The sequence below is a fragment of the Sphingobium sp. RC1 genome (genome assembly GCF_059738765.1).
The window spans coordinates 1,698,565-1,718,473 of record NZ_AP027306.1; the positions used below are offsets into that span (position 1 = coordinate 1,698,565).

Sequence of the window (19,909 nt, forward strand, 5' to 3'; positions counted from 1 at the left end):
TTTCGCTCAACCTTCCCCAATAAATTTCAGAGCCGCGACAAGACGGCGTGGAATGGGAAGGATGCCTATGCGGAAACTCTCCTTGTCGCTGTTGCCACTCCTCCTACTCCTGCCGGTGCCCGCATTGGCGCAGGGTGCCGATGTGCAGGAAGCGTGGGTAGCGAGCGATGGGAGCCTTCGCGCCCGCGCTTCGGGGATCAGCCTGCCCCAGACGATCGCGGGGCTTTCCCTGTCCAAGAGTGGAGAGGTCACGAATGGCGGCAAGGGCATCGACAATTATGCCCAATATTTGTCGGAGGACGGGGCGGTGCAGGCGACCTTGTACGTCTATCTGCCCAGCTATGCGGACGCGTCGATTGCCGCTTACATGACCGACCGCGCGGTGACGGATCGTTTTGGACCGAAGACACGCCGCACTGCTTATGAAGGCGTTTCGCTGCAAGGCAAAGGCGGCCGCGCGATCCGTGCGGTTTATGATGATGCGGCCGACGGGGCGCTGACCACGGCAGCAGCTTTTGCGCAGGCCGGACGCTGGCTCGTGAAGCTGCGCGTCACAGGTCCCAGCGAACGGCGCAAGGAGGTATTGGCAGGGCTGGACGGCATGCTCGGCAGCTTGCATTTCGATGATGCGGCTGCGGTACGGCCAGTCTCTCCGGTGCGGTTCGCCGACTGCCCGACGGGTGATGACCGGGATGCGCAACTTACCACTTCCCTTCCTGTCGCAGCGGCTGATGTCAGGGCCGTCCGCGAGGTGGCCGGGTCCTTCTGCATCCGGGGACAGGTGCAGACTAGCGAAGGCAGCTATGATGTTCTGGCGCAGCAGGACGCGTCTGGCGGATCGGTCATCGTGCCGATCGACGATGCGGGCACGGTGCTCGCCTTCGATCCAGCGGTTGATGGCAAGGGCTATCGACTATCGCTACATTCGGTCGGCGAGACGAAGCTCTATGGCGTTTATGACCGCGTGCCGAGTTCGCGGCAGATAGCGAAGATTCTCGATGGCAAGGACCCTCAGACGGCGCAGGCGCGGACGACTGCTGCCTATGCCGCCAATGGGGACGTCATAGTGCGTCAGGGCGCGGCGAACTGACGGGATCAGATGAGGTAGCCGACCTCATACAGGCCCCAGCGGCGGCCTTCGAAGATCAGCGGAACGAACACGCTGCGAAGCGCGCGATAGCGACCCTCGCCAAGGTCCTGACGGTAGGTGAAGAGGAAAAAGTCTGCGTCGCCATCGAGCGCGCGGCGGGTCTGGCTGTCCATGAAAATCTGCCGGTTACGGGCATATTCCATGTTCCATTCCGGCATGCCCGGCCGCTGAGGCTGGCTTCGCGACGTGATATGCGTGGGCAGATAGCCGTTCATATCGATCAGGCAGCAGCCGACGATGGCATTATCCTGTCCGGTCTGGCGATCCAGAATCGGGCGGATGAAACGGTCGGCAAAGACCATGAAGCCATTTTCATATTGTGGCGGGTGGGAGCCTTGGATCGAGCGGTAATTGCTGTCGAATAGCGCCGATGGCGTCAGTTCACCCGCAGCCAGAGCGTCATTGATCAGGCGCGACACTTCTGCCGCACCATCTTCCGCATAGGCGATGTAGCGGCTGTTGCGGGTCTGATGCCCACCATGGGCGGCGGTGTTGAGCATGTCGTTCGCCATGCCCTCAAGCTGCTCAAGCTGGGCCTTGGCCATTTCGACACGCTGGGTGCTTTCGGCAGCAGAGTCGCTGAAGTTGGTAAGGCCCGCACGTAGCGCACCGACGTCGGCGTCGGCTTCGTCGGTGCAGGTGACGATGGCGTGGGAACGCTCGCCAAATTGCGTCACGAGCGAGGCGATTTCCGCCATGGTTACGCTCAATGTGTCGATATGGGCGCTGACGTCCCGGCCGCGTCCGATATTCGCCTCAACGCCGCTGATCAGATGGCGCGCATCGCGGTCGAGCTGCCCGAGCTTGTCCCCGACCGATGCGGCGGACTCGCCGGCTTGTCCGGCCAAGCGGCGGATTTCGTCGGCCACGACGGCAAAGCCCTGCGTCGCCTCTCCACCGCGTGCCGCCTCGATCGCGGCGTTGACGCCCAGCAGCCGCGTTTGGCGTGCGATCGCGCCGAGTTGATCGGATATGCCGCCGACGGCTTCGATAACTCCGAGAAACTGACGAAGCCTTCCCTCCAGCCCCGTGACATGGTCGACCAGCCCCGCAACCTGGGCGAGAGACTGGGTAATCGCTTCATGCCCCTCGGCAATGATGCGGGCAGCACGTCGGGACGTGAGGCTGAGCTCCTGAGCCGCCACCACGCTTTCATTCTGGCTGACGGCCAGAGCCTCCATATTGGTTTGCAATTGTGAGAGGCGGAGCGAGTCGGATTGGATGCGCCGGGTAAGTTCCCCGAGGAAACCCGCCGTCTCGCTGCATTGCAGCGCAACGTCGCCGGAACGTTCACCCAGATCCGTCAATAAATGCTCATTTTCCAAGGAGTGCCACCCCAAACCGCCCGCTTGTGAATAGTGCCTTATTAACGATGCGATGCAACACTTAACATTTGATCAACCATGCGCAGCCCCTTGCATCCATGGCAGGGCTGTCAGACAAGGCCGTCACCATGATGTTGAACTTTCTCGACGCGCTCAGGGCTGCGGGCATTCCCGCTGGCATCAAGGAGCATCTGCTTCTGCTGGAGGCGCTGGACCGTGACGTGATCGGTCAACGGCCCGAGGAATTCTATTATCTCGCGCGGGCAACCTATGTGAAGGACGAGGGGCTGATCGATCGGTTCGATCAGGTCTTTGCAAAGGTTTTCAAGGGCGTGCTGGACGCGAGCGGGGTCGAGGCGGAGATTCCCGAGGAGTGGCTGCGCCTGGTCGCGGAGAAATATCTGAGCGCTGAAGAGATGGAGAAGATCAAGTCTCTAGGCAGCTGGGACGAGATCATGGAGACGTTGAAGAAGCGTCTGGAGGAGCAGAAGGGGCGCCATCAGGGCGGCAACAAGTGGATCGGCACGGGCGGAACTTCGCCCTTCGGCAATGGCGGCTATAACCCCGAAGGCGTGCGGATCGGCGGCGAGAGCAGGCACAAGCGCGCCATCAAGGTGTGGGAAAAGCGCGAGTTCCAGAACCTCGACAGCAGCAAGGAACTGGGCACGCGCAACATCAAGGTGGCGTTGCGGCGACTGCGACGCTTTGCGCGCGAGGGGGCAGCGGATGAGCTGGACCTGGAAGGGACTATCCGGGGCACGGCACGGCAAGGTTGGCTCGACATCCGGATGCGGCCCGAGCGGCATAATGCGGTCAAGCTGCTGCTATTCCTGGACGTTGGCGGGTCAATGGACCCCTTCATCCGGCTTTGCGAGGAGCTGTTTTCCGCCGCGACGACCGAGTTCAAGAACATGGAGTTCTTCTACTTCCACAACTGCCTCTATGAAGGCGTGTGGAAGGACAATCGGCGCCGTTTTTCAGAGCGTATTCCGACATGGGATATCCTGCATAAATATGGGCATGACTATAAGGTCATCTTCGTCGGCGATGCGGCGATGAGCCCTTACGAGATCAGCTATCCGGGCGGATCGGTCGAGCATATGAACGAGGAACCCGGCGCGGTGTGGATGAGCCGATTGCTGCATACCTATCCGGCTGCCGTGTGGTTGAACCCCACGCCGCGCGACCATTGGGAATATAGCCAATCGACGCGGATGATCCGGGAGATCATGAGCCAGCGCATGTATCCGCTGACGCTTGAGGGCATCGATGACGGGATGCGGGAACTGACCCGAAAGCGGTAAGCTGCGTCAGGCAGGATCGAATAGGACGCCGCCCGTCATTGGGGCCGGAACGCCGGTGGTTCCGGGAAAGCTGATCGGCAAGGATTTGAGGTGGCGCACCGCCATATAGGCGAAACCCTGCGCCTCAAGAGCGTCGCCATCCCAGCCGAGATCATCGACCGGATGCACATCAGCGTTGGTGAAGGAAGCCAGCATCGTCATCAGTGTTGCATTATGACGGCCGCCTCCGCCGACGTAGATGGCGGAAGGGCGGGACGGGAGATGATCAAGCGCGCGGGCAACCGCCCTGGCGGTGAACGCGGTCAACGTCGCTGCGCCATCCTCAAGCGACAAGCCATGCATCGTATCGAGGGTGAAGGCTTCACGGTCGATACTCTTGGGGGGCAGCGTATCGAACCAGGAGTCTGCCATCAAACTGTCGAGCCGCGCTTCATCGATTTTGCCGCGAGCAGCAGTGGCGCCATTTTCATCGAACGGCCGATCGCCATGCGTCTGCATCCAATTGTCGATCAAACCGCTCGCCATGCCGGTATCGAAGGCGAGGAGTTCGCCATCATTTCCGATGGCGGTGATGTTGGCCACGCCGCCCAGGTTCAATATGGCTGTCGGCTTACGCAAGTCGTTCGCCAAGGCCCGATGATAGATAGGCATTAGCGGCGCCCCCTGCCCCCCTGCGGCGACATCGGCACTGCGCAGATCGCCGACCACGGGAATTCCGAATGCCCCCGCCAATGCGAGGCCATCGCCGATCTGCCATGTCCAGCGCCATTCCGGCCGATGCGCGACCGTGTGGCCGTGGAAACCGATAACGGCGATATCCTGCGCTATATGCCCGCTGCGCGCGAGGAGATCGGTGACGGCCTCGACATGAAGTTCGGTAAGTTCGGCTTCCACGGACTGAATGAGAGGCTCGAAGCCCGGCTTGTCCATTGCCATGGCGCGCTGGCACGCTTCGGCCAGGCGAATGCGAAAGCCCTCCCGATAGGGCATGGCATGGAAGGTGACGGGATTGCTGACGCCCTCTCCGTCGGTTTCAATAAGCGCGGCGTCGATGCCGTCGCGCGACGTACCCGACATGAGGCCGATCGCCAGCATGGGTTGGCTGTGTGTCACCGCTTCGATCCTTTTGCTCTCCTCCATTCTGTGTAGCGGAATGGGTCGAGACACAAGTTCAGGATGACGGGGAGTGACGTTGTTGTGTCGTGATGCTAGAGGGCGCCGCATTATGACCAGCTACTCGTCCGATCTGCTCCGCCTCCTGGAGGCACGTGGCTACATCCATCAGTTGACCGATGCGGAGGGGCTCGATGGCCTTGCCGCTAAGCAGATCGTGCCGGGCTATATCGGCTTTGATCCGACGGCTCCGTCTTTGCATGTCGGGCACCTCGTTTCCATCATGATGCTGCGGCAGTTGCAGAAGGCGGGGCACAAGCCGATCGTCCTGATGGGCGGCGGCACCGGGAAGATCGGCGATCCGAGCTTCAAGGACGAAGCGCGCAAGCTGCTGACGACCGAGACGATCGCGGAGAATGTCGCGAGCATCAAGCGCGTGTTCGAACGGTTCCTGACCTTTGGCGACGGGCCGACCGACGCGATCATGCTCGACAATGCCGAATGGCTCGACCGGCTGGAATATATCCCGTTCCTGCGCGAGATCGGCCAGCATTTCTCGATCAATCGCATGTTGAGCTTTGATTCGGTGAAGCTGCGGCTGGATCGTGAGCAGTCGCTGTCCTTCCTTGAATTCAACTATATGATCCTTCAGGCCTATGACTTTCTGGAGCTGTCGCGGCGGTCGGGCTGCCGGTTGCAGATGGGCGGATCGGACCAGTGGGGGAATATCGTCAACGGCGTCGAACTCGCGCGTCGGGTGGATGGGATGCAGGTATTCGGGCTGACCACGCCGCTGCTCACAAATGCCGATGGCACGAAGATGGGCAAGACGGTGGGTGGTGCCGTGTGGCTGAACGAAGATCAGCTTTCCACCTATGATTATTGGCAGTTCTGGCGGAACACGGCGGACGCGGACGTCGCCAACCGGCTGCGGCTGTTCACCGACCTGCCGATGGACGAGGTCGCACGGCTCGCGGCTCTTCAGGGCGCTGAGATCAATGAGGCGAAGAAGGTTCTGGCCAATGAGGCGACGGCGCTGTGCCGGGGAACCGATGCTGCGCTTGCTGCCGCAGAAACGTCGCGCAAGACCTTTGAAGAGGGCGCTTCGGACGCCAATCTGCCGACGATCAGTGTGGGGGCCGAGGGGCTGACTATTGTTCAGGGCACCTCAGCGCTTGGCTTTGCCAGTTCCAACAAGGAAGTCCGGCGCAAGCTGGCCGAAGGCGCCATTCGCGTCAATGGTGAGGTCGTGAGCGACCCCATGCTGGCACTGAAACCCGGAGACAAGGTGAGCTTCGGCGCTAAGAAACATGGCCTGGTAACTGCTTGAAACTTTAGAAAGTTAAAGGCGGATTAAGTAAAGCTGGTAAGGAAGGCGCCACCTTCCTCATCTTAAGCTCCGGTCATGTCTTCGGTGCTCGCAAGCCTCGCCCAGGTCGCCCGTTCACGGGACCCTTCCATCAATCAGCGCCGCACGCCCCGCGTGCTGGTAGATATGGTCAGCCATATCTCTGCCCGAGGCCGAACCCATGGCGTCCGGGTCATCAACATCTCTGAACTCGGCCTAATGTGCCGCACCGATGCGGAGATCACGATTGGGGAACGGGTCGCGATCTGGCTACCCGTCGTCAAGGACCTTCAGGCCGACGTTCGATGGTCAGAGGATGGCCGGGTCGGGGTGGAGTTTTGCCAGCCCATTGATCCGCAAATCTATGAGGCCATGCTGTCGCTCATCCCGCCAAGGCAGACCGCCTGGTAAGGAGCTGTTCGAAGCCCTGATCGGCTTCGATCCGTTGACTTGACTGGACAAGAGCGCGCTGCGTTTAATCGGACGCAGGTCGCGCGCTCCAGTTTTTTGTTATCGCATCCTTTTAAGCGCAAAACCCGTTCCGACTTTTGCGCACGATGGTTTCGCGCATGCAGAAATTCATCGCGCGGATTAGCCGCTTCGGAGCAATCCCACCGCCGCATCCCGTTCGAAGAGGTAAAGACAAGTTCTGGCCGCCTGGCCGCGCGGTTCGTCTAGTCCTCCATCGCGATCGATCAGGAGGTGCGCGTCGTCTCGCGCGCTATCGAGTAAGGCAGACAGATGTTCCGGCGTCGCGATCTTCAACTGCGCCTCGCCCGACTGACGCGTGCCGAGGATTTCGCCCGCGCCACGGAGGCGGAGGTCTTCTTCGGCAATGCGGAATCCGTCATTGGTTTCGCGCATGAGCGCCAGCCGGGCGCGGCTGGTTTCGCTCAGGGCGCCGCCGCGCAGCAGGATGCAGACGCTATGGTTCTGGCCGCGTCCTACCCGGCCGCGCAGCTGGTGGAGCTGGGCAAGGCCGAAGCGGTCGGCGCCTTCGATGATGATGAGATTGCTGTTAGGGACATCGACGCCGACCTCAATGACCGTGGTGGCGACGAGGATTTTGGTGCGGGCGGTGGAGAAGGCCTCCATCGCGGCGTCCTTTTCCGGGCCTTTCATGCGGCCGTGGACGAGGCCGACGAGATCGCCAAAGCGTAACTTCAGCATTTCGGCGCGGGCTTCGGCGGCGGCCTGGTCGCTGGTTTCGCTTTCCTCGACCAAGGGGCAGACCCAATAGGCCTGACCGCCGGTTTCGATGTGACGGGCGAGTGCTTCGACCACTTCATCGAGGCGGTTCGCGGACATGACGACGGTCTGGATCGGCTGGCGGCCGGGAGGCATTTCGTCCAGGCGGGAGACGTCCATCTCGCCATAATAGGTGAGCGTCAGCGTCCGGGGGATCGGGGTGGCGGTCATCACCAACAGGTGCGGCGTGCGCTCGGCCTTGGCGGCCAGCATCATGCGCTGGGCAACGCCGAAGCGGTGTTGTTCATCGATCACCGCAAGGGCGAGGTTTTTGTAGCGGACGGCTTCCTGGAAGATGGCGTGGGTGCCGACGAGGATATCGATGCTGCCATCGGCGAGGCCCATCAGGGTGGATTCGCGCACCCTGCCCTTTTCGCGGCCGGTGAGGATCGCGATGGTAACGGGCAAACCCGACGCCATCTTGCGCAGCGTTTCATAATGTTGGCGGGCGAGAATTTCCGTCGGGGCAAGGAGTGCGCCTTGAGCACCTGCCTCAACCGTGTTGAGGAGGGCCATGAGCGCGACGAGCGTTTTACCCGAGCCGACGTCGCCTTGCAGGAGGCGGAGCATGGGGACGGGCTGCGCCATATCCCCTTCAATCTCTCCGAAGGCGCGGCGTTGCGCGCCGGTCGGGGCGAAGGGGAGATCGAGCATGGCGCGCAGGCGGCCGTCTCCCTCGATGGGGATGCCTCGGCGCTTGCGGGAGGATTGGCGCACCAGCATCAGGGCGAGCTGGCCTGCGAAGATTTCGTCATAGGCGAGCCGCTCGCGGGCTTTTGCATCGCTGGGGTCGGCGTGGATGCGGGTGAGCGCCTCGTGCCATGTCGGCCAGCCCTTTTGGGCGAGTAGGCTGGGTTCGATCCATTCGGGGAGATCTGGGGCGCGGCTCAGTGACTGCCCTACGAGGTCGCGCAGCCGGTTATTGGTGAGGCCTTCGGAAAGACCGTAGACTGGCTCTCGCGCCGGGATGGTGGCGGCTTCCTCCGGCGGCAGGACATAGTCAGGGTGGACGATCTGGAGATTGTCGCCATAGGCCTCCAGCTTGCCGGAGATGAATTTGGGTTCATTCAAGGGCAACAGCTTGCGGGGCCAGGCGCTGTTGCGGCCGAAATAGACGAGCGCGACCGTATTGCCGTGCCTGTCCTGCGCGATGACCCGAAACGGCGCGCGAGCGCTGCCGGACGCGCGGTAGTCAGTGGGCGTGAGTTCTATGCCGATTACCCGGCCTGAGTCGGACAGGATCAACTCGTCCAACATGCGGCGATCGACAAAGCTGACCGGCAGGTGGAATAGGACATCGACGGCGCGGGCCAGCCCCAAGCGCTCCAGCGGCTTGGCGAGCGCGGGGCCGACGCCTTTCAAGGCTTCGATTTCGGTGAAGAGTGGGTTGAGGATATCGGGTCGCATGGCTATCTGACGCCATCTAGCCCAGCCGGGACGATGCGCAAACATCTGATCGGTTTATTCGGCATGTCCGCGCAAGGAACAAATTGTGAACGAAGATCCCCGAATCCGCCGCCTGCAATTCCGTGCCTGGCATCGCGGCATCAAGGAAGCGGACCTGGCGGTGGGTGGATTTTTCGATCGATACCATGCCGAGTGGGGCGTGGAAGAAATCGACTGGTTCGAGCGCCTTATCGAGGAACAGGATGCTGACATCATGGCTTGGGCCTTAGGGACGTTACCGTTGCCCGAGCAATGGCGCGGGCCGATGTGGGACAAGTTCGTGAAGATGGATTTTGTGGAGATTGGGAAGAAATAGCCTCAACCTCCCCTCCCGTTTGCGGGAGGGCGCGGGGGTCGGCCTGTGCCGCCTCTGTGGGATTGCCCACCCCTAGCCCCTCCCGCTTGCGGGAGGGGAACTGAGTAGCGAATGACCGACCTTCTGAAGATTCTGAAAGCTTCCTCTCCCATGACCCTGTCCGGGGTTCCGGCGGGGTTTCAGCCGTGGCTGCTGGCGGACATTGCCCGGGCGGCGCCTTCGCGTGCGTTGTTCGTCGCGCCCGATGAGCAACTCATGCGGGCGGTGGCGGACACGGCGCATTATTTTGCGCCAGAGATCGAGATTGTCGAGATTCCCGCCTGGGACTGCCTTCCCTATGACCGGGCCAGTCCTTCGCTGCGCACGGCTTCGGCACGGCTGGCCGGGCTGCATGCCTTGCAGGTCAAGCCCAGGGGTCCGCAGCTTGTCCTGACGACGCTGAACGCCCTGACGCAGCGGACATTGACGCCGTTTCGTGTGCGGCAGCTGGTCGCTAAGCTGGCGCCCAAGGAGCGCATCGCGATTTCGCGGCTGGCCGAGATGTTGCAGGCCAATGGCTATGTCCGCACCGACACTGTGCATGATCGGGGCGAATTCGCCATTCGGGGGGGCATAGTCGATTTGTTCCCCGGAGGCGAGGAACAGCCCCTGCGGCTCGATTTCTTCGGGGACGAGATCGAGACGGTGCGGCGTTTTGATCCCGCCGATCAGCGGACGAGCGGGAGTGTCGAAGGCTTCACCCTGCTGCCCGCGTCCGAAGCTCTGCTGGATGAAGAGACGATCAAGCGGTTTCGCGGGCGCTATCGCGAGACCTTCGGGGCGACGGCGACCGGCGATCCGCTCTATCAGGCGGTGAGTGACGGGCGGCGCTTGGCAGGGATGGAGCATTGGCTGCCGCTGTTCGAAGAACGGCTGGTGCCGATGACCGAGCATCTGGGCGACGATACGCTGGTCGTGCTGGATCATGGTGTGGCGGGCGCCGCGGAGGCCCGGTTCGAGGCGATCCGGGACTATCACGCCAATCGGGTGCAGGCGAAGTCGTCCGATCCGGGGGCTTATCGGCCGCTGGAGCCGAAGGCGCTGTATCTGGAGCAGCAAGAATGGGACGGCATCGTGCGCGAATGGCCGATGCACGCGACCACGCCTTTCCATGAGCCGGAAAGCGCGACCGTTCTGGACTTTGCGGTTGATGGGCCGCGCGATTTTGCGCCGGAACGGGCGCAAAACGCCAATGTCTATGAGGCGGTGGGCAAGCATATCGCCTCGCTCCAGCGGGCGAAGAAGAAGGTTGTCATCGCCAGCTATTCAGTGGGGGCGCGGGAGCGGCTTTCGGGGTTGCTCGCAGATCACGGCGTCACAGGCTTAAGTGCGGCCGACGATTGGCAGGAAGCTTTGGGTCGAGCTACTCCCCTCCCCTTCAGGGGAAGGGCTGGGGGTGGGGGCTATCCGGATAGCTCCCCCGACCCAACAGCCCCCACCCCAACCCCTCCCCTGAAGGGGAGGGGCTATAATGTTTCTCTAATCGTCCTGCCGCTGGATCATGGCTTTACCGCGCCCGATGTGGCGGTGCTGACCGAGCAGGACATGCTGGGCGACCGGCTGGTGCGGCGGGCCAAGCGGAAGAAGAATGCCGACGCCTTCCTTCAGGAGTTAGCGACGCTCTCGCCGGGCGATCTGGTGGTGCATATGGACCATGGGATCGGGCGCTATGAGGGGCTGACGCAAATACCGGTGGCCAAGGCCGCGCATGACTGCGTGGCGCTGGAATATGCGGGCGGCGACAAGCTGTATGTGCCGGTGGAGAATCTGGAGGTTCTCTCCCGCTATGGCTCCGACAGCGAGGGGGTGAGCCTCGACAGGTTGGGCGGCGAAGCGTGGCAGCGGCGCAAGGCCAAGATGAAGGAGCGCATCCGCGAAATTGCGGGTGAATTGCTCAAGACGGCGGCCGAACGGGCGCTCCGGGCGGCGACGGTGGCGGAACCGGATAGTGCGGGTTATCCGGCGTTTGTCGATCGCTTCCCCTATCAGGAGACCGAGGATCAGGACCGGGCGATCATGGACGTGGTCGAGGATCTGGGCGCGGGACGGCCGATGGACCGGCTGGTCTGCGGCGATGTCGGCTTCGGCAAGACCGAGGTAGCCTTGCGCGCCGCTTTCGTGGCGGCGATGGCGGGAATGCAGGTGGTGGTGATCTGCCCCACCACCCTGCTCGCCCGGCAGCATCACATGAATTTCGAGGAGCGGTTCCGTGGCTTCCCCGTCAACATCGGCCGCCTGTCGCGGCTGGTGCCGGACAAGGAAGCCAAGGCCGTCAAGGCAGGGCTGGCCGACGGGACGATCGATATCGTTGTCGGCACCCATGCGCTGTTGGCGAAGGGGCTGGAGTTCAAGCGGCTTGGCCTCGTCATCGTGGACGAGGAACAGCGGTTTGGCGTCACGCACAAAGAGCGGCTGAAGTCGCTCAAGACCGATGTGCATGTGCTGACGCTGACGGCCACGCCGATCCCACGCACCTTACAGATGGCAATGTCGGGCTTGCGGGAATTGTCCGTGATCCAGACACCGCCGGTCGATCGTCTGGCGGTGCGGACCTACATCATGCCCTGGGATGGCGTCGTCATCCGCGAGGCCTTGCTGCGCGAACATTATCGCGGCGGGCAGAGCTTCTTCGTCGTGCCGCGCATTGCCGACCTGACCGAGGTGGAAGAGTTCCTGCGAACAGAAGTGCCGGAGGTGAAGCCCATCGTTGCCCATGGCCAGATGAGCGCTACCGAAGTTGAGGAGCGGATGTCGGCATTTTACGACAAGCGTTATGATGTGCTGCTGTCGACCACGATCGTTGAGAGTGGCCTTGATATTCCTTCGGCCAATACGTTGATCATCCATCGCGCGGATCGGTTTGGGCTGGCGCAACTGTACCAGCTTCGCGGGCGCGTGGGGCGGTCGAAGGCACGGGCCTATGCCTATTTCACCACGCCTGCGAACAAGGTGATTACCGAAACGGCGGAAAAGCGGCTGAAGGTTCTTTCCGATCTGGACACGCTGGGCGCCGGGTTCCAGCTGGCGAGCCATGACCTCGACATTCGCGGCGCGGGTAATCTGGTCGGTGACGAGCAGTCGGGGCATATCAAGGAAGTCGGCTTCGAGCTTTACCAATCGATGCTGGAAGACGCGATCCTGGAGGCCAAGGCAGGTGGCGCGGGGATCGAGAAGCGGGAGAGCTTCTCGCCGCAGATCACCGTCGATGCGCCCATCCTCATACCGGAGGATTATGTGCCCGATCTTGACCTGCGCATGGGGCTGTATCGCCGCCTGAACGAAGTGGAGGATCGGCAGGGGCTGGAGGCTTTTGCTGCGGAACTCATCGACCGCTTCGGCAAGCTGCCGACGCCGACGCAGAACCTGTTCAAGATCATCGAGATCAAGCAGAATTGCGTGACGGCCAATATCTCGAAGATCGATGTGGGACCAAAGGGCGCGCTGGTCAGCTTCTTCGAAGACCGCTTCCCGAAGCCGGAGGGCTTGGTCGCCTATATCCAGCGGCTGAATGGAGTGGCGCGATTGCGGCCGGATAGCAAGGTCGTGGTCAATCGCGCCTGGGCTGACCCAGCGGCGCGGCTGAACGGAGCGCTGCAATTGTCGAAGGGATTGGCGAAGTCGGCTAGCTGACAATGGATGGCACGGAGATTGCGCCTCTCGCCAGCACCCCTTTGTCGTGCGTCAGCAAAGTAGCAGCAACATCGGTCATCTAAATGCTCCGTCGATGACTGGACAGCAAAGTCCGGCATCGAGCAGGAGATTGACATGATTTCGACCTTCGTAGCGATGGCGGCTGTCGCCGCCACGCACAGCGTGCAGATCGACCATGGCGGAACGCCGGTGCAAGCCAATTATTCGGCTCGCGTCGAGTTCGCCACCAGGACGGTTGGTGCGAAGACACCCAACCGCATGGATATGCAACGGTGCCAGTGGACCGCGACGATCATAGTGGACCGCGCGCTCAATCATAGTCCGGCGCTGGCCCGCACGGTTTCGCATGACAAGCGCTTTTCCGGCAGCGAACATGGGGCATGTACCCCCGGCCGCAAGTCGGGTGAACGCAATATGGCGCAGCATGACGCGGCGATCCGTGAACATCTGGTCGCGGTGGCCGAGAAGGATCGCGCGCCGTTGATGGCCGAGCTGGATGCGGTTCGCAATCTTGCCTCAAACTGACGCACGCTTGGTGGCGGCGGCGGCAATGATGCTGGCCGCCACCTCTTCACCCGCCTTGGCGCAATATGCCGACCGGTTTTCGGCAACCGCCGAGGCCGCAAGCGATGAACGTCGGCGGGGATTGAGCTGGAGCGATAGCGACCCGGTTGTGCGAGGGACAATCGCCGTACAGGCGACGGAGGGATTGAGCTTCGATGCCGCAGCGACGTCCTTGTGGGACAGTAGCCGTCACGGTGGCGCCGATGCCGTGGTGGACCTTGGCACATCCTATGCCCGGCAGATGGGCGCGTGGCGGCTTTCTGCGAGAGGGGTATATCATCTGTTTTCCGGCGCGTCGGGACAGGGATATGGCGAAATTGGCGCTGGTGCAGGCTTTCTGATCGGCCCGGCAAATATCGACATCAACGCCAGCTATGCACCCCGGCAAGGTTCGATTGGCGGAGATAATCTTTACCTCTCGGCTTCGGCATCGGCGGGTATCCCGGGCACGCCGTTCACCGTTTCGGCGCATGTCGGTCGTTCGAGCGGTCGGACCCGAGATGTGGGCGATGCAGCCCGCCTGCGGCCTGATGGCACATATTGGGACCATGGGATCAGCATCGATTATCTGAAGCGACAATGGTTTGCGGGCGTGCGTTATGCGAACAGCAGCATCGATGATCAGGCGCACCACTCGGGAGCAACGTTAATCGGCCGGGCAGGAATCGTTTTTTAGGATGCCTCAGCCCTTCAACGCCATCGCGGTCAGTTCGGCAGAGGATATCCCGGCGGATCGCAGAAAGCCCTGATAATAATCACAACCTTCGCGCGCCAGCAGATCGAGTTGCTGCTGTGTCTCGACCCCCTCGGCAATGACGCTCATACCAAGGGACTTGGCCATGTGAATGACGCCCCGGACCACGATCCGGTCGCGGCCAGTCCCAGCGATGTCCTGGGCCAGGCCGCTATCGATCTTGAGATAGTCGAGGGGGAGGCTCTTTAGGTAGGCAAGGCTGGAATAGCCGGTGCCGAAATCATCGACCGCCACCGCCAGCCCCTCCGCCCGCAGAGCGGTGAGGAGCGCGGTGGCCGCAGCGATATTTTCGATGAGGCCGCTTTCGGTGATCTCAACCGTCAGGCGTGAACGGGGAAAGCCGCTTTCGTCAACGAGGTTGAGGAGCTGCGACATGAAGCCCGGCTGCGCGATGTCGGCGGCGGTCACGTTGATCGACAGACGAAGATGCGAGAGCGTCCGGGGCCAGGCCGCCGCCTGACGCAAGGCTTCCGCCTGGATGTGGGCCGAAAGTGGAAGCATATAGTCGGATCGTTCGGCGGTCGCGAAAAGCATGCCCGCGCCAAGGGGGCCATATTGAGGATGGTTCCAACGGGCGAGCGCCTCCACCCCCGTCATGTGATCGCCACCCACCGGATATTGCGGCTGGAAGACGATGCCGATTTCTCCCCGATGCAGCGCAAGGCGCAGGTCGGTTTCCAGCTGGTCAGCATCGACCTGTCGGCTGCGTTTTTCCGCCGAGAAGATGCGGATACCCTCTCCACCCCCTGCCCGCGCATCTGCCAGAGCGGTTCCCGCCCGCCGGAGCAGCCGGGTTGCATCATCGTCTGATCGCGATTGGGCGATGCCGCAGCGGGCCGTCAGGCGGATTAGGTGATCGCCCGCACTGAAAGGCCGGATGATGACGCCGATCAACTGACGCGCGAGGAAGGTTGCGCGGTCGCTCGCAGCTGCCTCGCCTGTTAGGCCGACGAGAAATTCGGTCCCGGCGATGCGGGCCACGATCGCGCCGGGCGCTGCGTCTGCCGCCATCCGCTCGATCCTCCTTGCAATCCGGCCGAGCAGGGCGTCGCCGACCACCTGACCATAGGCGGCATTCATGCGGTCGAACTGGCTGATCGAGAGCAGGAGGATCGTTGTCGCAAGACCGGAACGCTTTTCCAACCACTCAAGCGCTGCCTGTCGCGAACGAAGGCCGGTCAGGTCGTCCCTGCCGGTCGCATCGTCCCCATGCGTATCGGACAACCACTCAACATCGGCAGCCACAACGCCGTCGATCAAGCGGAGGTGATGTACGAGCCGGTCGCCCGATCGCCCTGGTGCGGCATGAGCGAAGGATTCTGGTCGGCCTGATCGCATCATGCCGCGCAGGCCCGCAATAACCGATCGCCGTTCCGCACGGGGCAGGCAGCGAGCAAACTGGGCCGGACTTATCGTCTGGCGATCGAGGTTGAGGTGCCGGGTGAGATTGTCACTGAGACGCAGGGATCGCCCTCCCCGCTCCAGTTCCCAGAATAGCGCGTCGCCACGGCGTATGCGCTGGGCGCGCTGACTGGGCAGCGTACCCCCGCCCAGGCGGTCCACGAGGCGCTGGGCCGAAGCGAGCGTCGCCCGCAATTGATCCGTTGAAAATGGAGCGGCGAGAAAATGGGTCGCCCCCGCTTCCAGCAGCGCCGTGACAGACCCCAGCGCCTGCGCGTCGATCAGGGCGATGAGCGCTCCACCGCCCGCCTCTACGGCCGGGGAAAAGGCATCGACGAGGCCGCTGACTCCGTCCGCCGCACCGCGCATGTCGACAAGGGCGATCTGCGCATCGCTATGCAGGAACCGTTGCGGCGCATCCTTCGTGCGCCGGGCCGCGATGGCACGCCAGCCAGCCAGACCAGCCGCGCGCGACAAACCATCCCTGTCACCGGGCGACAGAATGAAAAGGCTGCGCTGTCCATGCAGTGCGGATTCACCGCTCACATCAAAACTCCCGGGATACAGCGCATGGCGGGCATATAGCAGACAGGCGTTAGCGACCCGTTCACGCTCCTGCAACCGGCAGTGCTTGCACCGGACTTTGCCATGGCCTAGCTAGTCGAGCATGAACAAGCCCGATCTTGGGCGCACGGCCATGACCGATGCGTTGGGCCGCCGGATCAGCTATTTGCGGATTTCGGTCACGGATCGGTGCGACCTGCGCTGCCGCTATTGCATGGCGGAGCGCATGACCTTCCTGCCCAAGGATCAGGTGCTGACGCTGGAGGAGATCGCGCTGCTTGCCGACCTCTTCATCGCCCGGGGCGTTCGCAAGATTCGGCTGACTGGCGGCGAGCCGCTGGTCAGGCGGGACATTGTCGATCTGGTGCGGCGCATTGGACGCCATTTGGGCGAGGGGCTCGACGAACTGACGTTGACCACCAACGGCACGCGACTGGCCCAGCATGCCGAGGCGCTTTTCGACGCGGGCGTGCGGCGGATCAATGTCAGCCTCGACAGCCGCGATCCCCAGCGGTTCGCCCATGTCACGCGCAATGGGGACATCCGGCCGGTTCTTGAGGGGCTGGCGGCGGCGAAGGCGGCGGGTCTTGCGGTCAAGATCAACATGGTGGCGCTGAAGGGCGTCAATGATGATGAAATCCTGCCCATGCTCCAATGGTGCCACCAGCAGGGATTTGACCTGACATTGATCGAGACGATGCCGCTGGGCGAGACGGGTGAGGATCGCACTGATCATTATCTGCCGCTGACGGAAGTCGTGGAAAAGCTGCGGCAGCAGCATGAACTGCGGCCGATCGCGCATCGCACGGGCGGGCCTTCGCGCTATCATGCGGTTGACGGGATGCGTGTTAAATTGGGGCTTATCACGCCCCTGACCAACAATTTCTGTTCAGATTGCAACCGTATGCGCATGACCTGCGAAGGGAAGATATTCATGTGCCTGGGACATGAGGATCATGTCGACCTTAAGACCGCCTTCCGTGAAGGTGGCATCGGGGCGGTCGAACCGCTGATCGACCGTGCACTGCGGTTAAAGCCCGCCAAGCATGATTTTCGCATCGGCGGCGATGCGCCGACCGCAGCGGTTAGCCGCCACATGAGTGTAACAGGCGGATGACCGAAGAGCCGCGCCGCGCTCTGCTCGCGTCCCCCACCCAAGCCGCCAAGGCCGCCGAAGAACGGCTTCGCGCCGCTTATGAGTTCGTCCCTGTGGAACAGGCGAACATGATCATCGCGCTGGGTGGCGACGGGTTCATGCTGCAAACGCTTCATTCCATGCTGGAGAACCGCCGGATCATGCCTGTGTTCGGGATGAACCTGGGCACTGTCGGCTTCCTGATGAACGAGTGGCGCCTGGAACGGCTGGAGCAGCGGATCGAGGCGGCCAAGCCTTTCAAGGTCAATCCGCTGCGCATGACGGTGGATACCGTCGATGGCGAACGCTTTTCAATTCCCGCCATCAACGAAGTGTCGCTGCTGCGCGAGACGCGCCAGACAGCGAAGCTGGAAGTCCATGTGAACGGCCGAACAGCGCTCACTGAACTCGTATGCGACGGCGTGCTGGTCGCAACGCCTGCTGGCTCTACGGCCTATAATCTGTCCGCGCACGGTCCTATCCTGCCGCTGGGTTCGGGCCTGGTCGCGTTGACGCCGATCAGCCCCTTTCGTCCCCGCCGCTGGCGTGGGGCGATCCTGCCTGAAAGCACGGCGATCCGTTTCACTGTGCTTGATCCGGTAAAGCGCCCCGTCAGCGCGGTCGCGGATCAGCGCGAAGTCCGTGACGTCGCCGAGGTGGAGGTGCAGATCGATCGAGGGACGCCGCTCACCCTCCTTTTCGACCCGGAACATACGTTGGATGACCGGATCGCAGCGGAACAATTCATCGCCTGAAAAAATTCGCAATTCTGTCCTTGCCATCCGAAGAATCTCGCTGCTATAGGCGCGGCCTGCCCAGCGAGAGCCGGGCTGCTCCCCGATAGCTCAGCGGTAGAGCATTCGACTGTTAATCGAATGGCCGTAGGTTCGAATCCTACTCGGGGAGCCACTTTCGTCCACTTGGGCGGCTCCAGAAATTTGCGGATTATAATGGAATTCGTCCGAACGGGCGGACAAGGCGCGCGCATATTCGCTTGCCCGAATATGGCTGCGTCGCTTCTTACGTTGAGACGGTAGATATGAATTGCTCACCGCCGAAGCGAGGCCCTCATCGTCTCGAAAGAGCGTAAAAACGACAAAGCCCATCCCATGAGGGGATGAGGTCATCAATCTGAAAGACTTTAGAGCGCGCTGCGTTAATCGGACGCAGGTCGCGCGCTCTAGTTATTTTGTTATCGCATCCTTTTAAGCGCAAAACCGGTTCCCACTTTTGCGCACGATGCTTTAGGTCAGCGCGATGCGAACTGACGCGGCTTGGATGCCAGCGCCCAGCGCTGCGGCTCCGCGCCGGGGGCCTTTTCCCGAACGAAGCATTGGCCACGGCGAGCGCGGATTGCGCGGCATAGCGCCGTCGCTTCCACGCGATCGTCAAAGCCGCTGACGGCAAGGCGAGCATAGCTGACGCCGTTCACGGTAATCTGGCTGGTGACGACCGGCAAAGCGGCTATCGCGCTGTCCCGGCGGGCGATATCGTACCATTTCTCCTTGGCGATCGCAGCGTTTGAATAGGCGCCAAGTTGAACAACCCACGGGCTGTTCCCATTGCCATCGAAACGAAGCGCCGGGCGAGCCGCGAGCGGAGCGCGAGCGGCTGCCTGCTGGCGAAGCCCTGCCGCCTTTACCGGAGCATTGGATACTTTCAAGGGCGTCGCGGGGGCGACATAAGGCGTGAAGGCGACCGCCTGCTGAACTGGTTCCTGCTTCGTCGCTTCGGGGGCAACCTCCTCGGCAACGGAAGCGGTCGGCGTTTCGACAGCACTTACCTCTGCCATCTGAACGGGCGCGGCCTCGGTCGTGAGGGCGAGCGCAACGGGCTGGCCCGCGTCACTGCGATCGACGGCAATGCCCATCAGACCGGCAATGCGCTGCTGCGCGAAATCGGGAGCGGCGGTCTGCGCCCATTGGGCGATCCGCTGGTTGGCGGCGAGCGGTTCAAGGTCGAGGCCTGCCATTACACGCGCGTCCTTCCACCGTCCCGCCAGCGCATAGGCATAGGCGAGATTTTGGCGCGTGCGCGCGGTGGCCGACGGATCATGGATGGCTTCGGAAAGGATGCGAACACCCTCCGCTGCGTCGCCCGCCATTGCCATAGCGAGCCCGTAGTCGCTCGCGGGAACGACGTCTGAATTGGTTGCGAGCAGCTCGCGCGCAGCGTCATTCTTCCCAAGCGCTACCTTTACCAGGGCGAGGCTGACGATGGTGCGGGGATCGCGATTGCCAAGGGTCATGGCGTCGCTGAGCGCGGTTTCCGCAGAGATGAAACGGCCGCTCGCAATATAGGCGCGACCCAGCAGCTGCCGATAGTTGGCGTCTTGCGGAGCAGTCTTGACCGCCGCCTCTGCCGCCGCGACTGCGCGAAGGCCATCCCGGCTTATCAACGCCTTGTCGATCGCTGCTGTCACACGGCTGGAATCCTCCTTGGCCGCTGCGATGGCGGACGGACGGAATGCCGCGCCGGTGCAGCCGACCATCGTGGTTCCGACGATCAGCGACGAAAGTGCCGCCTTGGAAAGAGCACTGCGCTTCATGGC

At 62.4% G+C, this 19,909-nt stretch carries 15 protein-coding genes and 1 tRNA gene; 11 read left to right on the forward strand and 5 right to left on the reverse strand.

All coding sequences use genetic code 11. The features are described from left to right. Positions 1 to 67 precede the first annotated feature (67 nt). Positions 68 to 1,090, forward strand: coding sequence for a hypothetical protein (locus AC6JBC_RS08375; RefSeq protein WP_498023797.1), 1,023 nt, complete (start codon positions 68 to 70; stop codon positions 1,088 to 1,090). Between the two features lie 5 nt (positions 1,091 to 1,095). Here AC6JBC_RS08375 and AC6JBC_RS08380 read toward each other — a convergent pair whose 3' ends face one another. Next, on the reverse strand, positions 1,096 to 2,475 hold the full coding sequence (locus AC6JBC_RS08380) for a methyl-accepting chemotaxis protein (RefSeq protein ID WP_498023798.1): 1,380 nt from the start codon (positions 2,473 to 2,475) through the stop codon (positions 1,096 to 1,098). Between the two features lie 128 nt (positions 2,476 to 2,603). Between AC6JBC_RS08380 and AC6JBC_RS08385 the strand changes: the two genes are divergently transcribed. Beyond that, positions 2,604 to 3,779: a vWA domain-containing protein gene (locus AC6JBC_RS08385; protein WP_498026032.1), complete on the forward strand. Its 1,176-nt coding sequence runs from the start codon at positions 2,604 to 2,606 to the stop codon at positions 3,777 to 3,779. Between the two features lie 6 nt (positions 3,780 to 3,785). Here AC6JBC_RS08385 and AC6JBC_RS08390 read toward each other — a convergent pair whose 3' ends face one another. Then, positions 3,786 to 4,874, reverse strand: coding sequence for an anhydro-N-acetylmuramic acid kinase (locus AC6JBC_RS08390; RefSeq protein ID WP_498026033.1), 1,089 nt, complete (start codon positions 4,872 to 4,874; stop codon positions 3,786 to 3,788). Positions 4,875 to 5,004: 130 nt separating this feature from the next. Between AC6JBC_RS08390 and tyrS the strand changes: the two genes are divergently transcribed. Next, complete coding sequence (gene tyrS, locus AC6JBC_RS08395; protein WP_464788893.1) at positions 5,005 to 6,222, forward strand: tyrosine--tRNA ligase; 1,218 nt, start codon at positions 5,005 to 5,007, stop codon at positions 6,220 to 6,222. A gap of 75 nt (positions 6,223 to 6,297) precedes the next feature. Next, positions 6,298 to 6,651, forward strand: coding sequence for a PilZ domain-containing protein (locus AC6JBC_RS08400; RefSeq protein WP_498023799.1), 354 nt, complete (start codon positions 6,298 to 6,300; stop codon positions 6,649 to 6,651). A 180-nt stretch (positions 6,652 to 6,831) separates the two neighbouring features. Here AC6JBC_RS08400 and recG read toward each other — a convergent pair whose 3' ends face one another. Continuing rightward, on the reverse strand, positions 6,832 to 8,895 hold the full coding sequence (recG, locus tag AC6JBC_RS08405) for an ATP-dependent DNA helicase RecG (RefSeq protein WP_498023800.1): 2,064 nt from the start codon (positions 8,893 to 8,895) through the stop codon (positions 6,832 to 6,834). A gap of 85 nt (positions 8,896 to 8,980) precedes the next feature. Here recG and AC6JBC_RS08410 point away from each other — a divergent pair, with 85 nt between their 5' ends. From AC6JBC_RS08410 to AC6JBC_RS08425, 4 genes are all read left to right on the forward strand, one after another. Then, positions 8,981 to 9,250 carry an FAD assembly factor SdhE gene (locus tag AC6JBC_RS08410; RefSeq protein WP_498023801.1) on the forward strand — a complete coding sequence of 90 codons (270 nt, stop codon included), beginning with the start codon at positions 8,981 to 8,983 and terminating at the stop codon, positions 9,248 to 9,250. Positions 9,251 to 9,361: 111 nt separating this feature from the next. Next, positions 9,362 to 12,919: a transcription-repair coupling factor gene (gene mfd / locus AC6JBC_RS08415; RefSeq protein ID WP_498023802.1), complete on the forward strand. Its 3,558-nt coding sequence runs from the start codon at positions 9,362 to 9,364 to the stop codon at positions 12,917 to 12,919. A 135-nt stretch (positions 12,920 to 13,054) separates the two neighbouring features. Next, a complete protein-coding gene (locus AC6JBC_RS08420; protein ID WP_498023803.1) occupies positions 13,055 to 13,465 on the forward strand; it encodes a hypothetical protein in 411 nt (136 codons plus the stop codon). Continuing rightward, positions 13,437 to 14,180, forward strand: a complete 744-nt coding sequence (locus AC6JBC_RS08425) for a TorF family putative porin (RefSeq protein WP_498023804.1) — start codon at positions 13,437 to 13,439, stop codon at positions 14,178 to 14,180. Before AC6JBC_RS08420 ends, AC6JBC_RS08425 begins: the two co-directional genes overlap by 29 nt. Positions 14,181 to 14,186: 6 nt before the next feature. Here AC6JBC_RS08425 and AC6JBC_RS08430 read toward each other — a convergent pair whose 3' ends face one another. Then, positions 14,187 to 16,205 carry a putative bifunctional diguanylate cyclase/phosphodiesterase gene (locus tag AC6JBC_RS08430; protein ID WP_498023805.1) on the reverse strand — a complete coding sequence of 673 codons (2,019 nt, stop codon included), beginning with the start codon at positions 16,203 to 16,205 and terminating at the stop codon, positions 14,187 to 14,189. Positions 16,206 to 16,326: 121 nt separating this feature from the next. On the opposite strand from AC6JBC_RS08430, the gene moaA reads away from it, so the two are divergent. The 3 genes from moaA to AC6JBC_RS08445 all read left to right on the forward strand — a co-directional run bounded on the left by moaA (position 16,327) and on the right by AC6JBC_RS08445 (position 18,267). Continuing rightward, positions 16,327 to 17,340: a GTP 3',8-cyclase MoaA gene (moaA, locus tag AC6JBC_RS08435; protein WP_498023806.1), complete on the forward strand. Its 1,014-nt coding sequence runs from the start codon at positions 16,327 to 16,329 to the stop codon at positions 17,338 to 17,340. Continuing rightward, a complete protein-coding gene (locus AC6JBC_RS08440; RefSeq protein ID WP_498023807.1) occupies positions 17,337 to 18,113 on the forward strand; it encodes an NAD kinase in 777 nt (258 codons plus the stop codon). The genes moaA and AC6JBC_RS08440 overlap by 4 nt, the downstream gene beginning before the upstream one ends. A gap of 79 nt (positions 18,114 to 18,192) precedes the next feature. Next, positions 18,193 to 18,267, forward strand: a tRNA-Asn gene (locus tag AC6JBC_RS08445). 340 nt (positions 18,268 to 18,607) lie between these two features. Here AC6JBC_RS08445 and AC6JBC_RS08450 read toward each other — a convergent pair. Next, positions 18,608 to 19,906 carry an SPOR domain-containing protein gene (locus tag AC6JBC_RS08450; protein ID WP_498023808.1) on the reverse strand — a complete coding sequence of 433 codons (1,299 nt, stop codon included), beginning with the start codon at positions 19,904 to 19,906 and terminating at the stop codon, positions 18,608 to 18,610. Positions 19,907 to 19,909 lie beyond the last annotated feature (3 nt).

What these genes read in the sequence shown, in the direction of transcription:
- AC6JBC_RS08425 (WP_498023804.1), top strand. Translation starts at nt 13,437, where the DNA reads ATGCGGTTCGCAATCTTGCCTCAAACTGACGCACGCTTGGTGGCGGCG.
- AC6JBC_RS08450 (WP_498023808.1), bottom strand. Translation starts at nt 19,906, where the DNA reads ATGAAGCGCAGTGCTCTTTCCAAGGCGGCACTTTCGTCGCTGATCGTC.
- mfd (WP_498023802.1), top strand. Translation starts at nt 9,362, where the DNA reads ATGACCGACCTTCTGAAGATTCTGAAAGCTTCCTCTCCCATGACCCTG.
- moaA (WP_498023806.1), top strand. Translation starts at nt 16,327, where the DNA reads ATGAACAAGCCCGATCTTGGGCGCACGGCCATGACCGATGCGTTGGGC.
- AC6JBC_RS08375 (WP_498023797.1), top strand. Translation starts at nt 68, where the DNA reads ATGCGGAAACTCTCCTTGTCGCTGTTGCCACTCCTCCTACTCCTGCCG.
- recG (WP_498023800.1), bottom strand. Translation starts at nt 8,895, where the DNA reads ATGCGACCCGATATCCTCAACCCACTCTTCACCGAAATCGAAGCCTTG.
- AC6JBC_RS08440 (WP_498023807.1), top strand. Translation starts at nt 17,337, where the DNA reads ATGACCGAAGAGCCGCGCCGCGCTCTGCTCGCGTCCCCCACCCAAGCC.
- AC6JBC_RS08400 (WP_498023799.1), top strand. Translation starts at nt 6,298, where the DNA reads ATGTCTTCGGTGCTCGCAAGCCTCGCCCAGGTCGCCCGTTCACGGGAC.
- AC6JBC_RS08420 (WP_498023803.1), top strand. Translation starts at nt 13,055, where the DNA reads ATGATTTCGACCTTCGTAGCGATGGCGGCTGTCGCCGCCACGCACAGC.
- AC6JBC_RS08385 (WP_498026032.1), top strand. Translation starts at nt 2,604, where the DNA reads ATGATGTTGAACTTTCTCGACGCGCTCAGGGCTGCGGGCATTCCCGCT.
- AC6JBC_RS08390 (WP_498026033.1), bottom strand. Translation starts at nt 4,874, where the DNA reads ATGCTGGCGATCGGCCTCATGTCGGGTACGTCGCGCGACGGCATCGAC.
- tyrS (WP_464788893.1), top strand. Translation starts at nt 5,005, where the DNA reads ATGACCAGCTACTCGTCCGATCTGCTCCGCCTCCTGGAGGCACGTGGC.